At 64.7% G+C, this 19,482-nt stretch carries 18 protein-coding genes; 10 read left to right on the forward strand and 8 right to left on the reverse strand.

Translation table 11 applies throughout. The features are described 5' to 3' along the window. Positions 1-83 precede the first annotated feature (83 nt). Positions 84-2,081 (forward strand): choline transporter BetT, encoded by a 1,998-nt coding sequence (gene betT / locus KH389_RS00985; protein ID WP_054915907.1) that lies wholly within the window; start codon positions 84-86, stop codon positions 2,079-2,081. 150 nt (positions 2,082-2,231) lie between these two features. On the opposite strand, the gene tauD is transcribed toward betT, so the two are convergent. Genes tauD through tauA form a run of 4 tightly spaced genes read right to left on the reverse strand, consistent with a single transcriptional unit; the run spans position 2,232 to position 5,710 of the window. Continuing rightward, entirely contained in the window at positions 2,232-3,065 is an 834-nt protein-coding gene (tauD, locus tag KH389_RS00990; protein ID WP_116052483.1) for a taurine dioxygenase, read from the reverse strand. Between the two features lie 21 nt (positions 3,066-3,086). Further along, the gene (tauC, locus tag KH389_RS00995; RefSeq protein ID WP_043861606.1) at positions 3,087-3,926 is read right to left on the reverse strand and encodes a taurine ABC transporter permease TauC; all 840 of its coding nucleotides are present in this window, start codon (positions 3,924-3,926) and stop codon (positions 3,087-3,089) included. Continuing rightward, positions 3,923-4,717 (reverse strand): taurine ABC transporter ATP-binding subunit, encoded by a 795-nt coding sequence (gene tauB / locus KH389_RS01000; RefSeq protein ID WP_043861607.1) that lies wholly within the window; start codon positions 4,715-4,717, stop codon positions 3,923-3,925. Before tauB ends, tauC begins: the two co-directional genes overlap by 4 nt. A gap of 15 nt (positions 4,718-4,732) precedes the next feature. Next, complete coding sequence (tauA, locus tag KH389_RS01005; protein ID WP_043861608.1) at positions 4,733-5,710, reverse strand: taurine ABC transporter substrate-binding protein; 978 nt, start codon at positions 5,708-5,710, stop codon at positions 4,733-4,735. Positions 5,711-6,200: 490 nt separating this feature from the next. Between tauA and KH389_RS01010 the strand changes: the two genes are divergently transcribed. The 8 genes from KH389_RS01010 (at position 6,201) to KH389_RS01045 (ending at position 13,318) form a co-directional block, all read left to right on the forward strand. Then, positions 6,201-7,523, forward strand: a complete 1,323-nt coding sequence (locus tag KH389_RS01010; protein WP_043861609.1) for an OprD family porin — start codon at positions 6,201-6,203, stop codon at positions 7,521-7,523. Between the two features lie 158 nt (positions 7,524-7,681). Continuing rightward, positions 7,682-8,320: a peroxiredoxin gene (locus KH389_RS01015; protein ID WP_043861610.1), complete on the forward strand. Its 639-nt coding sequence runs from the start codon at positions 7,682-7,684 to the stop codon at positions 8,318-8,320. A gap of 277 nt (positions 8,321-8,597) precedes the next feature. Further along, positions 8,598-9,191 carry an NADPH-dependent FMN reductase gene (gene ssuE, locus KH389_RS01020; protein WP_043861611.1) on the forward strand — a complete coding sequence of 198 codons (594 nt, stop codon included), beginning with the start codon at positions 8,598-8,600 and terminating at the stop codon, positions 9,189-9,191. A gap of 96 nt (positions 9,192-9,287) precedes the next feature. Then, the gene (locus KH389_RS01025) at positions 9,288-10,253 is read left to right on the forward strand and encodes a sulfonate ABC transporter substrate-binding protein (RefSeq protein WP_054915910.1); all 966 of its coding nucleotides are present in this window, start codon (positions 9,288-9,290) and stop codon (positions 10,251-10,253) included. Between the two features lie 58 nt (positions 10,254-10,311). Continuing rightward, a complete protein-coding gene (gene ssuD, locus KH389_RS01030; protein ID WP_078481609.1) occupies positions 10,312-11,460 on the forward strand; it encodes an FMNH2-dependent alkanesulfonate monooxygenase in 1,149 nt (382 codons plus the stop codon). A gap of 10 nt (positions 11,461-11,470) precedes the next feature. After that, complete coding sequence (gene ssuC / locus KH389_RS01035) at positions 11,471-12,265, forward strand: aliphatic sulfonate ABC transporter permease SsuC (RefSeq protein ID WP_043861614.1); 795 nt, start codon at positions 11,471-11,473, stop codon at positions 12,263-12,265. Then, positions 12,262-13,074, forward strand: a complete 813-nt coding sequence (gene ssuB / locus KH389_RS01040) for an aliphatic sulfonates ABC transporter ATP-binding protein (RefSeq protein WP_043861615.1) — start codon at positions 12,262-12,264, stop codon at positions 13,072-13,074. Before ssuC ends, ssuB begins: the two co-directional genes overlap by 4 nt. A gap of 28 nt (positions 13,075-13,102) precedes the next feature. Then, positions 13,103-13,318 (forward strand): TOBE domain-containing protein, encoded by a 216-nt coding sequence (locus KH389_RS01045; RefSeq protein ID WP_043861616.1) that lies wholly within the window; start codon positions 13,103-13,105, stop codon positions 13,316-13,318. Positions 13,319-13,424: 106 nt separating this feature from the next. Here the strand turns inward: KH389_RS01045 and KH389_RS01050 are convergent, their stop codons facing one another. The 4 genes from KH389_RS01050 to KH389_RS01065 form a co-directional block, all read right to left on the reverse strand. Continuing rightward, on the reverse strand, positions 13,425-14,051 hold the full coding sequence (locus KH389_RS01050) for a TetR/AcrR family transcriptional regulator (protein ID WP_043861617.1): 627 nt from the start codon (positions 14,049-14,051) through the stop codon (positions 13,425-13,427). 1 nt (position 14,052) lies between these two features. Beyond that, positions 14,053-15,639, reverse strand: coding sequence for a glutamate--cysteine ligase (gene gshA, locus KH389_RS01055; RefSeq protein WP_043861618.1), 1,587 nt, complete (start codon positions 15,637-15,639; stop codon positions 14,053-14,055). A 153-nt stretch (positions 15,640-15,792) separates the two neighbouring features. Then, entirely contained in the window at positions 15,793-16,179 is a 387-nt protein-coding gene (locus KH389_RS01060; RefSeq protein WP_052504261.1) for a PaaI family thioesterase, read from the reverse strand. Further along, entirely contained in the window at positions 16,176-18,491 is a 2,316-nt protein-coding gene (locus KH389_RS01065) for a Tex family protein (RefSeq protein WP_058541685.1), read from the reverse strand. Before KH389_RS01065 ends, KH389_RS01060 begins: the two co-directional genes overlap by 4 nt. Positions 18,492-18,733: 242 nt before the next feature. Between KH389_RS01065 and ompR the strand changes: the two genes are divergently transcribed. Beyond that, a complete protein-coding gene (gene ompR, locus KH389_RS01070; RefSeq protein ID WP_043861620.1) occupies positions 18,734-19,474 on the forward strand; it encodes an osmolarity response regulator transcription factor OmpR in 741 nt (246 codons plus the stop codon). Positions 19,475-19,482 lie beyond the last annotated feature (8 nt).

A 19,482-nucleotide genomic window follows, 5' to 3' on the forward strand; every position in this document is an offset into this window, starting at 1 on the left:
CGCTGCCGGTGTTCAACAGGAGGAAACCCTTTGCTGAACCCGTACAACTCAACCCTCACACACCCCCGCGAGGTGCACACGCAATGAGTGCACCGTCTTCGAATACCCCCAGCACTATCCGCATGAACCCCCCGGTGTTCTATTTTGCCGCCAGCTTCATCCTGCTGTTCGGCCTGGCCGTGATCAGCAACCCGCAGGTGGCCGGTGAATGGCTGCTGGCGGCGCAGAACTGGGCCGCCAACACCGTGGGCTGGTACTACATGCTGGCGATGACCCTGTACCTGGTCTTCGTGGTGGTCACCGCCTTGTCCGGCTACGGCAAGATCAAGCTCGGTGCCGACCACGACGAACCCGAGTTCAGCTACCTGTCGTGGGCCGGCATGCTGTTCGCCGCCGGCATCAGCATCACGCTGTTCTTCTTCTGCGTCTCCGAACCCCTGACCCACCTGCTGCAGCCGCCCCAGGGGGAAGCCGGCACCGCCGAGGCCGGGCGCCAGGCGATGCAGCTGCTGTTTCTGCACTGGGGCCTGCACGGCTGGGGCGTGTTCGCCTTCGTGGGCATGGCGCTGGCCTACTTCGCCTACCGCCACAACCTGCCGCTGGCGCTGCGTTCGGCGCTGTACCCGCTGATCGGCAAGCGCATCAACGGCCCCATCGGCTACGCGGTGGACGGCTTCGGCATCATCGCCACGGTGTTCGGCCTGGGCGCCGACATGGGCTTTGGCGTGCTGCACCTGAACTCGGGCCTGGACTACCTGTTCGGCATCCCGCACACCCAGTGGGTGCAGGTGATCCTGATCAGCCTGATGATGGGTGCAGCGGTGGTGGTGGCCATCGCCGGGGTCGACAAGGGCGTGCGGGTGATGTCCGACATCAACATGGTGCTGGCCTGCGCACTGCTGCTGTTCGTACTGTTCGCCGGGCCTACCCAGCACCTGTTCAACACCCTGATCCAGAACCTGGGCGACTACCTGGGCGCGTTGCCGCGCAAGAGCTTCGACGTGTACGCCTACAACGAACCGAGCGACTGGCTGGGCGGCTGGACGGTGTTCTACTGGGCCTGGTGGATTGCCTGGGCGCCGTTCGTCGGGTTGTTCATCGCACGGATTTCCCGCGGGCGCACCATCCGCGAGTTCGTGTTCGGCGTGCTGCTGATTCCGCTGGGCTTCACCCTGGCGTGGATGTCCATCTTCGGTAACAGCGCGATCCTGCAGGTGCTCAATGGCGCCACGGCGCTGGGGCAGTCGGCGCTGGAAAACCCCTCGATGAGCCTGTACCTGCTGCTGGAAACCTACCCGTGGAGCAAGGTGGTGATCGCGGTCACGGTGTTCATCAGCTTCGTGTTCTTCGTCACTTCGGCCGACTCGGGCACGGTGGTGCTCTCGACCCTGTCGGCCCGTGACGGCAGCCCGGACGAGGACGGCCCCAACTGGCTGCGGGTGTTCTGGGGTGCGATGACGGCGCTGGTGACCAGCGGGCTGCTGTTTGCCGGCAGCATCGACTCGCTCAAGTCGGCGGTGGTGCTGACCTCGCTGCCGTTCTCGGTGATCCTGCTGGCGATGATGTGGGGCCTGCACAAGGCGTTCTACCTGGAGTCGCAGCGTCAGATCGCGCAGATGCACTCGCTGGCACCGTTCGCCAACTCGCGGCGCGGGCGTGGCGGCTGGCGGCATCGCCTGAGCCAGGCGGTGCACTTCCCCTCGCGGGACGAGGTGTACCGGTTCATGGATGACGTGGTGCGCCCGGCGATTGCCGAGGTGACTGACGTGTTTGCCGAGAAGGGCCTGAATGTCATCACCCAGGAAGACCCGAGCCACGACAACGTGAGCCTGAAGATCGGCCATGGCGAAGAGCAGCCGTTCATCTACCAGGTACAGATGCGCGGGTACTTCACGCCATCGTTCGCACTGGCAGGGCTGGGCACGCAGGAGTTGAAGAACCGGCGCTACTACCGCGCCGAGGTGCACCTGAGCGAAGGCAGCCAGGATTACGACCTGGTGGGCTACAGCAAGGAGCAGATCATCAACGACATCCTCGACCAGTACGAGCGTCACCTGCAGTTTTTGCACATGGTGCGTTAGGGCTGCCGGCCCCTTCGCCGGCAAGGCCGGCTCCTACAGGAGCCGGATTTGCCGGCGAATGCCCCCCTCTTGCCAGCTACGCCCAACGGGGTGTTTTCATACCTTGATTCGTACCACGTAGTACGTAATCAATGGCCGCGGCGCACCGCCTCAAAACGGCTTGTCGCCCAGAATAGTCGCCCGATGCATTACCCGCCGCTGCGGTCGGTAATCGTCCACCGCGTAATGCTGCGTTACGCGGTTGTCCCAGAACGCCACGTCGTTTTCCTGCCAACGCCAGCGGATGGTGAACTCCGGGCGCGTGGCGTGGGCGAACAGCAGTTTCAGGATCGCCTCGCTCTCGGCCTCGCCCAGTTCGTTGATGCGGGTAGTGAAGCCTTCGCTCACGAACAGCGATTTGCGCCCGCTCACCGGGTGCGTGCGGATCACCGGGTGCGACAACGGCGGGTTGTTGCGCCGCGCCGCTTCCCAGCGCGCCAGGTCTTCGGCGGTGTTGCCAAAGCGCTCCAGCGGAAACGACTTGGTGAAGTCGTGGGTGGCGGTCAGCCCGTCGAGCAGCTGGCGCAGCGGCGCCGACAGTGCCTCATAGGCGGCAATGCCGCTGGCCCACAGGGTGTCGCCACCATAGGCCGGCAACTGCTTGGCGCTGAGCACCGCACCCAGCGCCGGGGTGGGCAGAAAGGTCACGTCGGTATGCCAGATGGCGTTGTCGCGTACATCGGTGACGGCCGTGTCGAGCACCAGCACCTGTGGCGTGTCGGGCACGTTGGGGTAGATGGGGTGAATGTGCAGATCGCCGAAACGCGCGGCAAAACTGGCCTGCTGCTGCGGGGTCAGCGGCTGCTCGCGAAAGAACAGCACCTGGTGCTGGAGCAGCGCCTGCTCCACGGCGTCACGGTGTTCACGGCTGATCTCGCGGGTCAGGTCGATGCCGCTGATCTGGGCGCCGAGCGCGGGGCTCAGCGGGGTAATGGTCAGGCTCATGTCGGTCTCTTTGTGCAAGTCTCAATGGCTCTGGCCATGCCAGGGCACCAGCTTGCGCTGCAGGGCGCGCAAGCTCATTTCCAATGCGAAGGCGATCAGGGCAATCACCAGAATGCCCAGCACCACCACGTCGGTCACCAGGAACTGCGCGGCTGACTGCACCATGAAGCCCAGCCCGCTGGTGGCGGCAATCAGTTCGGCGGCCACCAGGGTCGACCAGCCCACGCCCAGGCCGATGCGCACGCCGGTAAGAATGTCGGGCAGCGCGCTGGGCAGGATCACGTGGCGAATCAGTTGTGCCCGGGTGGCCCCCAGCGACTGCGCGGCGCGCAGCCTGGCCGGGTCGACGGTGCGTACGCCGGTGGCAGTGGCGATGGCGATCGGGGCGAATATCGCCAGGTAGATCAGCAGCACCTTGGACAACTCGCCGATGCCGCACCAGATCACGATCAACGGCAGGTAGGCCAGCGGCGGGATCGGCCGGTAGAACTCGATCAGCGGGTCGAAGATGCCGCGGGCAATACGGTTGTGGCCGATGGCGATGCCGATCGGGATTGCGGTCAGGATCGCCGCGCCCAGGGCCAGGCCGATACGCTGCAGGCTCGCGCCCAGGTGCTGCCACAGGGTCGATTCCATGTAGCCCTGGGTCATCAGTAGCCAGGCCTTGCCCAGCACCGCCTCGGGCGAGGGCAGAAACAGCGGCTCGATCCATTCGGCGGCGGTCACCGCCCACCAGGCCAGCAGCAGCGTGGCCAGGGTCAGTACGCTGATCCAGCGTGTGCTCAGGCTGCGCCGCACCTTCACGGGCACCGCTGCAGCAGCGGCAGGTTTGGCCGTTACCGGCAGGTCGAGGCTGCTCATGCGAGCTCCTTGCGCGGGGTGGCGCTGCGTTGGGAGAACACCCGCGACAGTACGTGCTCGCGGGTTTCGATGAAGCGTGGGTCGGACTTGATCGCGCGTGCCGATTCGCCTGCGGCGTAGCGCTGGCCGAAGTCCAGTTGCAGGCGCTCGACGATCTGCCCCGGGTTGGGCGCCAGCAGCACCAGTTCGGTGGCCAGGAACACCGCCTCCTCGATGTCGTGGGTAATCAGGAACACCGGCTTGGCGGTGCGTTGCCACACCTGCAGCAGCAGTTCCTGCATCTGTTCGCGGGTGAATGCATCCAGGGCGCCGAACGGCTCGTCCATCAGCAGGATGCGCGGGTCGGCAGCCAGTGCACGGGCCAGGCCCACACGCTGCTTCTGCCCGCCCGACAACTGCCAGATACGCCGGCTGCCGAAGTCGGCCAGGTCCACCAGGGCGAGCATTTCGCGGGCCCTGGCTTCACGTTGTGCACGGGGTACGCCGGCCAGTTCCAGGCCGAAGCCGACGTTGGCCAGTACGTCCTGCCAGGGCAGCAGGGCGTCGTCCTGGAACACCACGCCACGGTCGGCGCCGGGGCCCTGCACCGCTTGGCCATCGAGGGTGATGCGCCCGGCGCTGGGGGTGACGAAGCCGGCGATCAGGTTGAGCAGCGAAGTCTTGCCGCTGCCGGAAGGGCCCAGGGCCACCAGCAGCTGCTGCGGGCCCAGGCTCAGTGAGATGTCGGCCAGTACGGGTTCGGCAGCGCCGGGGTACTGTGCGCTGATGCGCTCCAGTTGTAGCAGGGCCATGAAGGGGCTCCGGTGTCAGTTGGTGATGAACTGGGCGCTGACATAGGGCGCGTAGTCCGGCAGTACCGCGTCGACCTTGCCTTGTTCCTTGAGGAAGGTGGCGGTGTCGGTGATGGCCTTGGTGGTCGGTGCGCCCAGGGCCGCGACCTGGTCGGCGGCCAACGGGAACACGTTGCCCTGCAGCAGGCCCGGAATGTCCGCGGCTTTGGCGCCGGAAAGCTTGACCAGCTTGTCGACGTTGGCCTTGTCGGCCAGCCAGGCTTGCGGGTTTTTGCGGTAGTCGGCGTAGGCGTCGAGGGTGACCTTGGCGAAGGCCTTGACGATCTCGGGGTGCTTGGCGGCGAAGTCCTTGCGCACGATCCAGGCGTCGAAGGTCGGTGCGCCTTTTTCGGCCAGCTCGCCGGAGGTGATCAGCACCTTGCCGTTTTCCTTGGCCACGCCCAGGGCTGGGTCCCATACGTAGGTGGCGTCGATGTCGCCGCGCTTCCAGGCGGCGATGATCGCCGGTGGCGCGAGGTTGAGGATCTGCACCTTGGACGGGTCGATGTTCCACTGTTTGAGTGCGGCCAGCAGGCTGTAGTGGCCGGTGGACACGAACGGTACGGCGATCTTCTTGCCGATCAGGTCCTGTGGCGAGTTGATGCCGCTGCCCTCGCGAGCCACCAGTGCCTCGGCGGCGCCGATCTGGGTGGCGATCAGGAAGGTTTCCACCGGCAGCTTGCGGGTGGCGGCGGCGGCCAGGGGGCTGGAGCCCAGGTAGCCGATCTGTACGTCACCGGAGGCGACGGCGGTGATCACGTCGGCGCCGCTGTCGAACTTGCGCCAGTCGATGCTGGCCTTGCTGGTCTTTTCATAGGTGCCATCGACCTGGGCCACCTTGGCCGGATCGACGGTGGTCTGGTAGGCCACGGTCAGGTCGGCGGCCTGGACGAAGAAGGCGGCACCGGCCAGGGCCAGGGCGGTGAACAGGCGCAGCGGGGCAGGCAGGGTCATGGAAAACTCCTCGTCAGGCGGGTAGGCGGTGTGGATGACGAGAAGACTAGTTGATCTAAGAATGCCGAAATAAATAACTTTTTGGCATTAGCTTAGGAGTCGTTGGCTGGATGACCCGGGTCAAGGTGGTCGCTGCCAGGGTGGTGAACAATCGCGGGCTGCCGGGGCAATGAGGAAGATGATCGATATAAAAAATATCTTTTTAAGAAGATATGGGAATTAGCTTATGGGCTATCCTGCAAAACGCTGAAATAATCGGACTATATTCCGTAATAATCTGAAAAATTCACAAAATTGTCTTTTTTGATTTATAGGATTGTCATTATCCTTCGCACCCAAGGCCGGCGCCTTAGACCAAAGTAGTGAAACGACTGGTTACGATTGACTTATCAGTCACGCTTTGGTGCTAATCGCCAATCGTCTTTGGAGCGGAACGACAGAGTCTGCCCATCAAGCGACACACAAAAATTAGAATCGAAAGGAGTGATGCATGAACAAGTCCAGCCTGGCACTTGCCGTGGCCGTAGGGGTACTGGCCCAGCAAGCGGGTGCAGCCGGTTTTGTGGAAGACAGCAAGGCGAGCATCACTGCGCGCAACTTCTACATCAACCAAGACAACCGTGATGGCACCGCCAAACCTTCCAAGCAGGAAGAGTGGGGCCAAGGTTTCATCTTCAACTTCAGCTCGGGCTTCACCGAAGGCACAGTCGGCTTTGGTGTCGACGCCATCGGCCTGGCCGGTTTCCGTCTGGACTCGGGTAAAGGCACCCACTACAACCCAACCAGCTCTGCCAAGGGCGGCCTGGTGTTCCCAACCGACGGCGACGGCCGTGCGGTCAACGAATTCAGCAGCGTGGGCCTGACCGGCAAGGTCAAGATCTCGAAAACCGTCGCGCAACTGGGCACCCTGCAGCCAAAACTGCCGGTCGTGACCTACAACGACGGTCGTCTGCTGCCGCAGACCTTCGAAGGTGGCCAGATCACCTCGAACGAAATCGACAACCTGACCCTGATCGGCGGCAAGCTGGAACATGCCAAGGGCCGTAACTCGACCAACAACGAGTCGTTGAGCATCGCCGGCTCCAACGCCGCCAGCGGAGGCAAGCGCAGCAACGGCTTCTACTACGCCGGTGCCGACTACAAGGTCACCAAGGACCTGCTGGCGCAGTATTACTACGGCAACCTGGACGACTTTTACAAGCAGCACTTCCTGGGCCTGACCCACACCCTGGCACTGCCAGTGGGTAGCCTGAAGTCCGACCTGCGCTACTTCTACAGTGATTCGGACGGCAAGAACGGCAGCACCGAAGGCCGCCTGGCCGGCTACCGTGCCTCCGGCTACCAGAACAACGGTGAAGTCGACAACCGTACCTGGAGCGCCAAGTTCACCTACAGCCTGCAAGGCCATGCCTTGAGCGCCGGCTACCAGCGCGTCAACGGTACCAGCGACTTCCCGTTCCTGAACCAGGGCGACGGTGCGACCAGCTACCTGATCACCGACGTGCAGATCGGCAAGTTCCAGCGTGCCGGCGAGCGCACCTGGCTGGCGCAGTACGCCTATGACTTCGCTGCCATCGGCGTGCCTGGCCTGACCACCTCCGTAATCTACCTCAAGGGCGACAACGTCAACGCGCCGGGCAGTGACCGTTCCGAGTGGGAACGTGACTTCACCCTGGGCTACGTCGTACCGGAAGGTACCCTCAAGGGTCTGGGCCTGGCCTGGCGTAACGCCTCGCTGCGTTCCGACGCGGTCAACCAGCGCGACCAGGACGAAAACCGTCTGATCCTCAGCTACACCTACAGCTTCCTGTAAGGCCTGGCTGAACGAAAAGCCCCGCCGTGTGCGGGGTTTTTTTTGCCCGTGAATTGATAGGCTTTTCAGTTATAAATAAATCGATATTTATTCTTTTTAACCTTATGCACAGGCAGGCTACAGTGAGGTCATAAACAACCCAGCCAAGGAGCCGCACCATGAGCCTCAGACTCGGCGATATCGCCCCCGATTTCGAACAGGATTCCAGCGCGGGCAAGATCCGCTTCCACGAGTGGCTGGGCGACAGCTGGGGCGTGCTGTTCTCGCACCCCGCCGACTTCACCCCGGTGTGCACCACGGAACTGGGCTTCACCGCCAAGCTCAAGGACCAGTTCGCCGAGCGCGGGGTCAAGGCCATCGCGCTGTCGGTCGACCCGGTGGACTCGCATCACCGCTGGATCGAAGACATCAATGAAACCCAGAACACCATCGTCAACTTCCCGATCCTGGCCGACGCCGACCGCAAGGTGTCGGACCTGTACGACCTGATCCACCCCAACGCCAGCGACACCCTGACGGTACGCTCCCTGTTCGTGATCGACCCGAACAAGAAGATCCGCCTGACCATCACCTACCCGGCCAGCACCGGCCGCAACTTCAACGAGATTTTGCGGGTGATCGATTCGTTGCAGCTCACCGACAATCACAAGGTCGCCACCCCGGCCAACTGGCAGGACGGTGACGAGGTGGTGATCGTGCCGTCGCTCAAGGACGAAGAGGAAATCAAGCGGCGCTTTCCGAAGGGCTACCGGGCGGTCAAGCCGTACCTGCGCCTGACCCCGCAGCCTAACCGTTGAATGTTTTGATGTAGCCACAGCAGGGCATTTCGGGGCCGTTTCGACGGCCCTTTTTTTATGTCCGCGCGGGCCTCTTTCGCCGGCAGGGCCGGCTCCTGCAAGGTTGCACTGCCCCCTGTAGGAGCCGGCCTTGCCGGCGAAGCTCTTATAGTTCTAGATAGAATAAACAAATGAAAAAATATGATTTATTGGTATATATGCCGAGCTGTTATGGTCACTCCACTCCAGCGAGATCCAATCTCGCGGCCCTCTAGAACACGATCAAGGAAGTGCTCCAATGCTGGTTGTTTCTCTCGGCGGTAGTCCCAGTCTGCGTTCGCGCTCCGGCGTCCTGCTCGACCGCGCGCGGCAATGGCTGAACAGCCAGGGCGTGGAAGTGGTGAGCTTCCAGGTGCGTGATTTCCCCGCCGAAGACCTGCTGCACGCACGTTTCGACAGCCCCACGGTGCAGCACTTCCTGCAACTGGTAGCCCAGGCCGACGGCCTGGTGGTTGCCACCCCGGTATACAAGGCGTCTTTCGCCGGTGCGCTGAAGACCCTGCTCGACCTGCTGCCCGAGCGTGCGCTGGAACACAAGGTGGTTCTGCCCATCGCCACCGGTGGCAGCATCGCCCACATGCTGGCGGTGGACTACGCGCTCAAGCCGGTGCTCTCGGCGCTCAAGGCCCAGGAGACCCTGCAGGGGATCTTCGCCGACGACAGCCAGATCGCCTACGGCGAAGGCAGCGCCGCCGCCCAATTGGCGCCGGTGCTTGAGCAGCGTCTCAACGAATCGCTGGAGCTGTTTCACAGCGCCCTGGCGCGCCGCCCCAAGCCGGTGGCCCCGGGCCTGCTCAACGAACGTCTGCTCAGTGCTCGCTGGAGCATCTGAAGCGCTACACCGGCTTTACCGTCTTACCCCACCTTACTCGCCCGCCAACGGGCAAGCAGGTGCAGCCTGAACCCCCACAGCAAAAAGGAGAGCGCTATGCGCACTGTCGTTTTGCGTCGCGGTCTGGTCGCTCTGTTTGCTGCGGCTGTGTCCTTCGGCGCCATCACTCAAGCCCAGGCCGAGAGCCTGCGCATCGGTTACCAGAAGTACGGCACCCTGGTGCTGCTCAAGGCCAAGGGCTCCCTTGAAAAGCGCCTGGCTGCCCAGGGCGTGCAGGTGCAGTGGACTGAATTCCCCGGCGGCCCGCAGCTGCTCGAGGGCCTCAACGTGGGCTCCATCGACTTTGGCGTGACCGGCGAAACCCCGCCCGTGTTTGCCCAGGCCGCCGGTGCCGACCTGCTCTACGTGGCCTACGAGCCACCGGCCCCCACCAGCGAGGCGATCCTGGTGCCCAAGGGTTCGCCGATCCAGTCGGTGAAGGAACTCAAGGGCAAGAAGGTCGCTCTGAACAAGGGCTCCAACGTGCACTACCTGCTGGTGCGCGCCCTGGAAGACGCCGGCCTCAAGTACACCGACATCACGCCGGTATTCCTGCCGCCAGCCGATGCGCGCGCCGCGTTCGAGCGTGGCAGCGTCGACGCCTGGGTCATCTGGGACCCGTACCAGGCTGCCGCCGAGCAGCAGTTGCAGGCACGCACCCTGCGCGATGGCAGTGGCATTGTCGACAACCACCAGTTCTATCTGGCCACCCGGCCCTATGCGCAGCAGCACCCTGAAGTGATTGCCGCGCTGGTGGACGAGGTGCGCGCGGTGGGCGAGTGGTCCAAGGCCAACCCGCAGGAGGTCACCGACCAGGTGGCGCCGCTGCTGGGCCTGCCGGCCGACATCACCCTGACCTCGGTCAAGCGCCAGGGCTACGGTGCGCATTTCCTGACCCCGGACGTGGTCACCGCCCAGCAGAAGATCGCCGACACCTTCCATACCCTGAAGCTGATTCCCAAGCCGCTGAGCATCAAGGATGTGATCTGGACGCCACCGGCCAAGGTCGCCACCGCGCCTTGACGTTCGACCGCACCGGGGCGCCGCCCCGGCTTGCGCCACCCCTTAGGAGACAACTCCAATGAGCCTCAATGTTTTCTGGTTTCTGCCAACCCACGGCGACGGTCATTACCTTGGCACCGCCGAAGGTGCTCGCGCTGTCGATCATGGTTACCTGCAACAGATCGCCCAGGCCGCCGACCGTCTGGGCTTCGGTGGCGTGCTGATCCCTACCGGCCGCTCGTGCGAAGACTCGTGGCTGGTGGCCGCGTCGCTGATTCCGGTGACCCAGCGCCTGAAGTTCCTGGTGGCCCTGCGCCCGGGAATCATCTCGCCGACCGTGGCGGCACGCCAGGCCGCGACCCTCGACCGCCTGTCCAATGGCCGTGCGCTGTTCAACCTGGTGACCGGTGGCGACCCGGAAGAGCTGTCCGGCGACGGCCTGTTCCTCAGCCACGAAGAGCGCTACCAGGCCTCGGTGGAATTCACCCGCATCTGGCGCCGCGTGCTGGAAGGCGAAACCGTCGACTACGATGGTCAGCACATCAAGGTAAAAGGCGCCAAGCTGCTCTACCCGCCGGTGCAGCAGCCACGCCCGCCGCTGTACTTCGGTGGCTCGTCGGAAGCGGCGCAAGACCTCGCCGCCGAACAGGTCGAGCTGTACCTGACCTGGGGCGAGCCACCGGCCGCCGTGGCCGAGAAAATCGAACAGGTGCGCGCCAAGGCCGCCCAGCAGGGCCGTAGCGTTCGTTTCGGTATCCGCCTGCACGTGATCGTGCGCGAGACCAACGCCGAGGCCTGGCAAGCGGCCGAGCGCCTGATCTCGCACCTGGACGACGACACCATTGCCCGTGCCCAGGCCTCGCTGGCGCGCTTCGACTCGGTGGGCCAGCAACGCATGGCTGCGCTGCATGGCGGCAACCGCGACAACCTGGAGGTCAGCCCCAACCTGTGGGCCGGGGTCGGCCTGGTGCGTGGCGGTGCCGGCACCGCGCTGGTCGGCGATGGCCCGACCGTGGCTGCACGGGTCAAGGAATACGCCGACCTGGGTATCGACACCTTCATCTTCTCCGGCTACCCGCACCTGGAAGAGTCCTACCGCGTTGCCGAACTGCTGTTCCCGCACCTGGACATCCAGCGCCCCGAGGCCCCGGCCGGTGCCAACTACGTAAGCCCGTTCGGTGAGATGGTCGCCAACGACATCCTGCCCAAAGCCGCGGCCAAGGCGTGAGGATCGAAGCATGAAACGATCCTCCATTCCCTTGTCGCATCGCCTGGCGCCGTGGGCCCTGCCCGTGCTGCTGCTGGCGGTGTGGCAGCTGGCGGTCAGTGCCGGTTGGCTGTCGACGCGCATCCTGCCGGCGCCGAGCGCGGTGCTCAGTGCCGGCGTAGAGTTGGTGCGCAGCGGCGAAATCTGGACCCACCTGGCCATCAGCGGCTGGCGCGCCGCGGTCGGCTTCGTGATCGGCGGCAGCATCGGCCTGGCGCTGGGCTTCATCACCGGCCTGTCGAAGTGGGGCGAACGCCTGCTCGACAGCTCGGTGCAGATGATCCGCAACGTGCCGCACCTGGCGCTGATCCCGCTGGTGATCCTGTGGTTCGGCATCGACGAGTCGGCAAAGATCTTCCTGGTGGCCCTGGGCACCCTTTTCCCGATCTACCTGAACACCTACCACGGCATCCGCAATGTCGACCCGGCGCTGGTGGAAATGGCCCGCAGCTATGGCCTGAGCGGTTTTGCGCTGTTTCGCCAGGTGATCCTGCCCGGTGCGCTGCCCTCGATCCTGGTGGGCGTGCGCTTCGCGCTGGGCTTCATGTGGCTGACCCTGATCGTGGCCGAAACCATCTCGGCCAACGCCGGCATCGGCTACCTGGCGATGAACGCCCGCGAATTTCTGCAAACCGACGTGGTGGTGCTGGCGATCGTGCTGTACGCCGTGCTCGGCAAGCTCGCCGACCTGGCCGCCCGTGGCCTGGAGCGTGTATGGCTGCGCTGGCACCCGGCCTATCAAGTCAGCAAGGGAGACGGCGCATGACCGTGCTCAAGGAACAACCGCCACGGCTGCTGCGCGGAATACCGCTGGCCGTGCACAAGCTGCAAAAGACCTTTGGCCAACGCCAGGTGCTGCGCGATATCGACTTGCACATCCCGGCGGGCCAGTTCGTTGCCATCGTCGGCCGTAGCGGCTGCGGCAAGAGCACCCTGCTGCGTCTGCTGGCCGGGCTCGACCAGCCCAGTGCCGGCGAGCTGCTGGCCGGTTCTGCGGCGCTCAGCGATGCCCGCGAGGACACCCGGCTGATGTTCCAGGAGGCGCGCCTGCTGCCCTGGAAGAAAGTCATCGACAACGTCGGCCTGGGGCTTACCGGCAACTGGCGCGAGCGTGCGTTGCAGGCGCTGGAGGCAGTGGGCCTGGCAGACCGGGCCAACGAGTGGCCGGCGGCGTTGTCCGGTGGGCAGAAGCAGCGCGTGGCCCTGGCCCGTGCGCTGATTCACCAGCCGCGCCTGCTGCTGCTGGACGAGCCGCTGGGCGCACTGGATGCGCTGACCCGGATCGAGATGCAGCAACTGATCGAGAACCTGTGGCGCAAGCACGGCTTCACCGTGTTGCTGGTGACCCATGACGTCAGCGAAGCGGTGGCGGTGGCCGATCGGGTGATCCTGATCGAGGACGGCGAGATCGGCCTGGACCTGCTGGTCGACCTGCCGCGTCCGCGGGCACGCGGCTCGCATCGCCTGGCGGCGCTGGAAACCGAAGTGCTGAACCGTGTCCTGTCGGTGCCGGGCACCCCTCCCGAGCCTGAACCTGTAGCACCTTTGCCCACGCAGCTGCGTTGGGCCCATTGATCTTTCGTCTTTAAAAGGAAACCTGCACATGACCATCAAAGCGATCAACGTACGTAACCAGTTCAAAGGCACTGTGAAAGAAATCCTGGAAGGCCCTGTACTGTCGGAAATCGACGTGCAGACGGCATCGGGCATCGTCACCTCGGTGATCACCACCCGTTCGGTCAAGGAGCTGGAACTGGTGGTGGGCAGTGAGGTGATTGCGTTCGTGAAGTCGACTGAAGTGTCGATCGCCAAGCTCTGAGACCGCGCCGTCTGCATCGCGGGTCAAGCCCGCTCCCACAGGTGTCCCGCCGTTCTCAAGGACGGCGATTACCTTGTGGGAGCGGGCTTGACCCGCGATGAGGCCGTCAGCGTTTGGGCAGAAAGGGCGGCAGGTACAATCCCAGGTACGCATCGAACACCCGCATTCCTTCCTCCGCCATGCGCGGGGTGATCTGCCCGTGCAGCTGCACCGAACGGGCATACACCCGGTCTCCCAGCTCCATCGCCAGGGCAAACACATCCACATCGTCCGGCAACGCCGGCAGCCGGAAGTGCTCGGCAAACAGCTTGTGCATCAGGTCGCCCAGCTCGATATCGTGCTGGCGGTCGGCCTGGGTCACTTCGCTCAGCCCATGCTGCGCCAGAATCAGCTGGCGCGCCGCCGCATCCTGGTTGTAGATGCTCAGCATGCGCTGCTCCACCAGGCGCGACAGGTCGCCCCAGTGCTGCAGGCTGCCAGGCTCGATCGGCGCCTGCAGGCAGGCGCGAAAGGCGCTGTGCACATCCGCCGTCAAGGCTTCGAGCAGCGCCGGCACACTGGCGAAGAAGTGGTACACCGACGAGGGTGGGATCTGTGCGCGTTCGGCCACTGCATAGATCGACAGGCTGGCCACGCCTTCGCTGGCCAGCAGGTCGCGTGCGGCGGCCAGGATCGAGTCGATCCGGGCCTGGCTGGCAGCGCGCGGTTTGCGGGGCGTGGCTGCACGGCTCATGTCAGTTGCTGATCGCCAGGATGCTGGCCTGGTAGGCGCCCACGAACAGGTCGAAATCGACCACGTCCTCTTCGCGCTCCAGGGTGGCCTGGGCCTCCAGCGATTCACGCGCCAGGGCCTCGAAACGCTGCTGCGCCTCGCTGCTCAGCGGCGTGCCGCGCAAGTAGTCGGCATGCGCCTGGCTCTGGCGCAGGGAGAAGCGGCTGAAGCTCTCCTTGTGCTCGGTCATGCTCGCCAGCACCTGGGCCGACGGCGTCAGCGATGGGTCGCTGACCTTGGCCGCCTGCGCGGCCAGGGCCTTGGCGTGCTCGTCGCTGGCGTGGCTGCGGTCGAGCAGTTCGGCCAGCGGGGCGATACGTTGCAGCAGCTCGTCGGCCCACTGCTTGAGCGCGACTGGCTGGCCGTCACGTTGCAGTTCCAGGCCAGGCTTGCGGCCCTGCTTGACCACGCTGAGGAAGTTGCTGGTGCACTGGCCGCACTCGCCGTTGTCCAGCAGCGGGCTCTGCTCCAGTGCGCAGAACAGCAGGAAGGCGTCGAGGAAGCGCGCTTCGGTGAGGTCGATGCCGGTGGGCAGGAACGGATTGATGTCCAGGCAGCGCACTTCGATGTACTGGATGCCGCGGGCCATCAGCGCCTGGATCGGCCGCTCGCCGCTGTAGGTCACGCGCTTGGGGCGGATGTTGGAGTAGTACTCGTTTTCGATCTGCAGGATGTTGGTGTTCAGCTGCACCCACTCGCCATCCTTGTGCGTGCCGATCTCGACATACGGCGCATAGGGCGTGGCGACGGCCTTGCGCAGGCTGTCGGTGTAGCTGGCCAGGTTGTTGTAGCACGGCGTCAGGCCGGCCTGGGCGTTGCTCTGGTAACCCAGGTCGCTCATGCGCAGGCTGGTGGCGTAGGGCAGGTACAGGGTGTCGGCATCGAATTGTTCGAGCTGGTGCGCGCGGCCGCGCAGGAAGCCTGCGTCCAGCGCCGGGGAGGCGCCGAACAGGTACATCAGCAGCCAGCTGTAGCGACGGAAGTTGCGGATCAGTGCGATGTACGCCGACGACTGGTAGTCGCGGTCGTCGCCCGCCTGGCCTTCGGCCTGGCGCAGCAGCGGCCAGATCTGTTCTGGCAGCGAAAAATTGTAGTGGATGCCGGCAATGCATTGCATGGTGCGCCCGTAGCGCAGGGCCAGGCCCTTGCGGTACACGTACTTGAGCTGACCGATGTTCGAGGTGCCGTACCAGGCGATCGGGATGTCTTCCTCGGCCGGCAGCGGGCAGGGCATCGACGGGCTCCACAGGTACTCGTTACCGAGCTTGCTGTAGGCGAAGCGATGGATGTTCTCGAGGCTTTCGAGGGTCTGGGCAGGGTCGGCCAGGGCAGGGGTGATGAACTCCAGCAGCGACTCGGAATAGTCGGTGGTGATCTGCTCGTGGGTCAGGGCCGCGCCCAGGGCTTCGGGGTGCGGGGTCTGGGCCAGACGACCGTCCTCGGTCACGCGCAGGCATTCACGCTCGATGCCGTGCAGGCACTGCTTGAGCAGGGAGAGGTTGTCGCCCTGGCCGAGCAGGCTCAGGCGGCGGTTGAGAAGTTCGCTCAAGATGGATTCCTTCACGCGTCAGTCGCCCCAATATGGGGGTGGAAACGACGGTCTACAAGGGTGGACAGAGGAACTGGCGTGGTCGCCTGGTTTTCGCAGGGTTCCGGCAGTGCCCGCGCACTGCCGAAAGTACCGCACATTGGGCGTTTGCGGCTAGAGCACGGTGAAGGTGCCCTGGGCCCTGGCCATCAGTTTTTCGCCTTGCAGCACGTCGGCATCGACCACCAGGATGCGCCGCCCGGCCTGCAGCACGCGGGCCACGCACAGCACCTCGCCCTCGCTGACCGGACGCAGGTAGTTGATCTTGCATTCCACGGTGACGCTCTGCTTGTCGAAGCCATGGGCGCTGGAGCAGGCCAGGCCCATGGCGATGTCGACCAGGCTGAAGATCGCCCCGCCATGCAGCTTGCCGCCGCGGTTGCGCAGGTGCGGCTCAAGGGCCAGGGCCACCTCGGCAACGCCCTGGTCGAGGCGTTGCAGGCGACAGCCGAGCAGTTGGCTGAATGCGCTGCGCACCTGCTCTTCGGGCAGGTCGGTCACTTCTTCTTCAACTGCTTGGCGTTGGCGAACAGCGAAGCCATGGCGTTGTTGGCCGGGGCCGGGGTCTCCTTGGCGCGTGCCGGCTGCTGCTGGCGCGGTGCCGAGCCCGGGCGGCTGCCGCGGGCGCCGTCGATTTTCTCGCCCGGGGTGTCGCCCATGCGCATCGACAGGCCCACGCGCTTGCGCGGAATGTCCACTTCCATGACCTTGACCTTGACCACGTCGCCGGCCTTGACCGCTTCACGCGGGTCCTTGATGAACTTCTCCGACAGCGCCGAGATGTGCACCAGGCCGTCCTGGTGCACGCCGATGTCGACGAAGGCACCGAAGTTGGTCACGTTGGTGACCACGCCTTCGAGGATCATGCCCAGTTGCAGGTCCTTGAGGTCTTCGACGCCTTCCTGGAACTCGGCGGTCTTGAACTCGGGGCGCGGGTCGCGGCCGGGCTTGTCCAGCTCTTGCAGGATGTCGGTGACGGTCGGCAGGCCGAAGGTTTCGTCGGTGAATTTTTTCGGGTCCAGGCGCTTGAGGAAGCCGCTGTCGCCGATCAGCGAGCGGATGTCGCGGTCGGTGTCGGCGGCGATGCGCTGTACCAGCGGGTAGGCTTCAGGGTGCACCGCCGAGGCGTCCAGCGGGTTGTCGCCGTTCATCACGCGCAAGAAGCCTGCGGCCTGCTCGAAGGTCTTCTCGCCCAGGCGGCTGACCTTTTTCAGCGCGGCGCGGGTCTTGAAGGCACCGTTGGCATCGCGGTGTGCCACGATGTTCTGCGCCAGGGTGCTGTTGAGGCCCGAGATGCGTGCCAGCAGCGCCACCGAGGCGGTGTTGACGTCCACGCCCACGGCGTTCACGCAGTCCTCGACCACCGCATCCAGGCCACGGGCCAGCTTGAGTTGCGACACGTCGTGCTGGTACTGGCCCACACCGATGGATTTGGGGTCGATCTTGACCAGTTCGGCCAGCGGGTCCTGCAGGCGACGGGCAATCGACACCGCACCGCGGATCGACACGTCCAGGTCGGGGAACTCCTTGGCCGCCAGCTCGGAGGCCGAGTACACCGAGGCGCCGGCTTCGGAGACCATGATCTTGGTCATCTTCAAGGCTGGGTATTTCTTGATCAGCTCGGCGGCCAGCTTGTCGGTTTCACGGCTGGCGGTGCCGTTGCCGATGGCGATCAGCTCGACCTTGTGCCTGGCGCACAGGGCGGCGAGCACGGCGATGGTCTGGTCCCACTGGTTCTTGGGTACGTGCGGGTACACCGTGGCGGTGTCGAGCAGTTTGCCGGTGGCATCCACCACCGCCACCTTGCAGCCGGTGCGCAGGCCCGGGTCCAGGCCCAGGGTGGTGCGCGGGCCGGCTGGGGCGGCCAGCAGCAGGTCATGCAGGTTGTGGGCGAACACGTTGATCGCCTCGCTCTCGGCGTTGTCGCGCAGCTCGCCGAACAGGTCGGTTTCCAGGTGCGTGTAGAGCTTGACCTTCCAGGTCCAGCGCACCACTTCGCCCAGCCACTTGTCGGCTGGGCGGTTCTGGTTTTTCACGCCGAAGTGCTCGCCGATCATCATTTCGCAGGGGTGCAGGGTGCCGGGCAGCTCTTCGCCGACCTTGAGGCTGGCCGACAGCACGCCTTCGTTGCGCCCGCGGAAGATCGCCAGGGCGCGGTGCGAGGGCGCGCTCTTGAGCGGCTCGTCGTGTTCGAAGTAGTCACGAAACTTTGCCCCTTCCTCTTCCTTGCCGGCCACCAGGCGAGCGCTGAGCACCGATTCCTGCTTGAGGAAGTTGCGCAGCTTGGCCAGCAGGCTGGCGTCTTCGGCGAAGCGCTCCATGAGAATGTACTTGGCGCCTTCGAGGGCCGCCTTGACGTCGGCCACGCCTTTTTCGGCGTCGACGAAGCGCGCCGCTTCGGTTTCCGGGTTCAGCTGCGGGTCGTTGAACAGGCCGTCGGCCAGCTCGCCCAGGCCGGCTTCCAGGGCGATCTGGCCCTTGGTGCGGCGCTTCTGCTTGTACGGCAGGTAAAGGTCTTCGAGGCGGGTCTTGGTGTCGGCCAGCTTGATCTCGCGGGCCAGCTCCGGGGTCAGCTTGCCCTGCTCCTCGATGCTGGCCAGGATGCTGGCGCGGCGGTCGTCGAGTTCGCGCAGGTAGCGCAGGCGCTCTTCCAGGTTGCGCAGTTGGGTGTCGTCCAGGCTGCCGGTCACTTCTTTACGGTAACGGGCGATAAAGGGCACCGTGGAGCCTTCATCAAGTAGAGCCACGGCCGCTTCGACCTGTTGCGGGCGGACACCGAGTTCCTCGGCGATGCGGCTGTTGATGCTGTCCATAAAACCACCTGACAATTCGTGAATGCAAAGGCCGCAGGCCGGCGCCACGGGGCGCGCTCGAGCAGGGCGACGCTGGATCAAAGCGGCGCATTATACCCAGCGATCCGGGCTTGCGGGGATCACGGCGCGCCAGCCTGTCGGGGCATGCCGCTGGCGACTTGGGAAAAATCTGCTAACAATGCACACGGCACGCTCAAATGGCGCCTAAGCCATAATGCCCGCCGAGATTAAAGGAGCTACCCATGAGCAGCACTGCACAACCCGCCGAAGGCGAGAAAATCCTCATCGTCGATGACGACCCGGGCCTGAGCAGCCTGCTGGAGCGTTTCTTCACCAGCAAGGGTTACCGTGCCCGCGCCGTACCCAACACCGAACAGATGGACCGCCTGCTGGCGCGTGAAGTGTTCAACCTGATCGTGCTCGACCTGATGCTTCCCGGCGAAGACGGCCTGACCGCCTGCAAGCGCCTGCGCGGGGCAAACAACCAGGTGCCGATCATCATGCTCACCGCCAAGGGTGACGAACTCAGCCGCATCAAGGGCCTGGAACTGGGCGCCGACGACTACCTGGCCAAGCCGTTCAACCCCGACGAGCTGATGGCGCGGGTCAAGGCCGTGCTGCGTCGCCAGGCCCCGGTGGTACCGGGCGCACCAGGCAGCGAGGACGAAACCGTCACCTTCGGCGACTACGCGCTGTCGCTGGCCACCCGCGAACTCAAGCGCGGCGACGAAGTGCACATGCTCACAACCGGCGAATTCGCGGTGCTCAAGGCGCTGGTGATGCATGCCCGCGAGCCGCTGACCCGCGACAAGCTGATGAACCTGGCGCGCGGTCGCGAGTGGGACGCCCTGGAGCGCTCCATCGATGTGCAGATCTCGCGTTTGCGCCGCATGATCGAACCCGACCCTTCCAAGCCACGCTATATCCAGACCGTCTGGGGTGTGGGCTATGTCTTCGTGCCGGATGGCAATGCCGGCAAGTGAAGCCTTGT

The sequence above is a fragment of the Pseudomonas qingdaonensis genome, from assembly GCF_018398475.1.
GTDB classification, from domain to species: Bacteria; Pseudomonadota; Gammaproteobacteria; order Pseudomonadales; family Pseudomonadaceae; genus Aquipseudomonas; species Aquipseudomonas palmensis.

What these genes read in the sequence shown, in the direction of transcription:
- betT (WP_054915907.1), top strand. Translation starts at nt 84, where the DNA reads ATGAGTGCACCGTCTTCGAATACCCCCAGCACTATCCGCATGAACCCC.
- tauD (WP_116052483.1), bottom strand. Translation starts at nt 3,065, where the DNA reads ATGAGCCTGACCATTACCCCGCTGAGCCCCGCGCTCGGCGCCCAGATC.
- tauC (WP_043861606.1), bottom strand. Translation starts at nt 3,926, where the DNA reads ATGAGCAGCCTCGACCTGCCGGTAACGGCCAAACCTGCCGCTGCTGCA.
- tauB (WP_043861607.1), bottom strand. Translation starts at nt 4,717, where the DNA reads ATGGCCCTGCTACAACTGGAGCGCATCAGCGCACAGTACCCCGGCGCT.
- tauA (WP_043861608.1), bottom strand. Translation starts at nt 5,710, where the DNA reads ATGACCCTGCCTGCCCCGCTGCGCCTGTTCACCGCCCTGGCCCTGGCC.
- KH389_RS01010 (WP_043861609.1), top strand. Translation starts at nt 6,201, where the DNA reads ATGAACAAGTCCAGCCTGGCACTTGCCGTGGCCGTAGGGGTACTGGCC.
- KH389_RS01015 (WP_043861610.1), top strand. Translation starts at nt 7,682, where the DNA reads ATGAGCCTCAGACTCGGCGATATCGCCCCCGATTTCGAACAGGATTCC.
- ssuE (WP_043861611.1), top strand. Translation starts at nt 8,598, where the DNA reads ATGCTGGTTGTTTCTCTCGGCGGTAGTCCCAGTCTGCGTTCGCGCTCC.
- KH389_RS01025 (WP_054915910.1), top strand. Translation starts at nt 9,288, where the DNA reads ATGCGCACTGTCGTTTTGCGTCGCGGTCTGGTCGCTCTGTTTGCTGCG.
- ssuD (WP_078481609.1), top strand. Translation starts at nt 10,312, where the DNA reads ATGAGCCTCAATGTTTTCTGGTTTCTGCCAACCCACGGCGACGGTCAT.
- ssuC (WP_043861614.1), top strand. Translation starts at nt 11,471, where the DNA reads ATGAAACGATCCTCCATTCCCTTGTCGCATCGCCTGGCGCCGTGGGCC.
- ssuB (WP_043861615.1), top strand. Translation starts at nt 12,262, where the DNA reads ATGACCGTGCTCAAGGAACAACCGCCACGGCTGCTGCGCGGAATACCG.
- KH389_RS01045 (WP_043861616.1), top strand. Translation starts at nt 13,103, where the DNA reads ATGACCATCAAAGCGATCAACGTACGTAACCAGTTCAAAGGCACTGTG.
- KH389_RS01050 (WP_043861617.1), bottom strand. Translation starts at nt 14,051, where the DNA reads ATGAGCCGTGCAGCCACGCCCCGCAAACCGCGCGCTGCCAGCCAGGCC.
- KH389_RS01065 (WP_058541685.1), bottom strand. Translation starts at nt 18,491, where the DNA reads ATGGACAGCATCAACAGCCGCATCGCCGAGGAACTCGGTGTCCGCCCG.
- ompR (WP_043861620.1), top strand. Translation starts at nt 18,734, where the DNA reads ATGAGCAGCACTGCACAACCCGCCGAAGGCGAGAAAATCCTCATCGTC.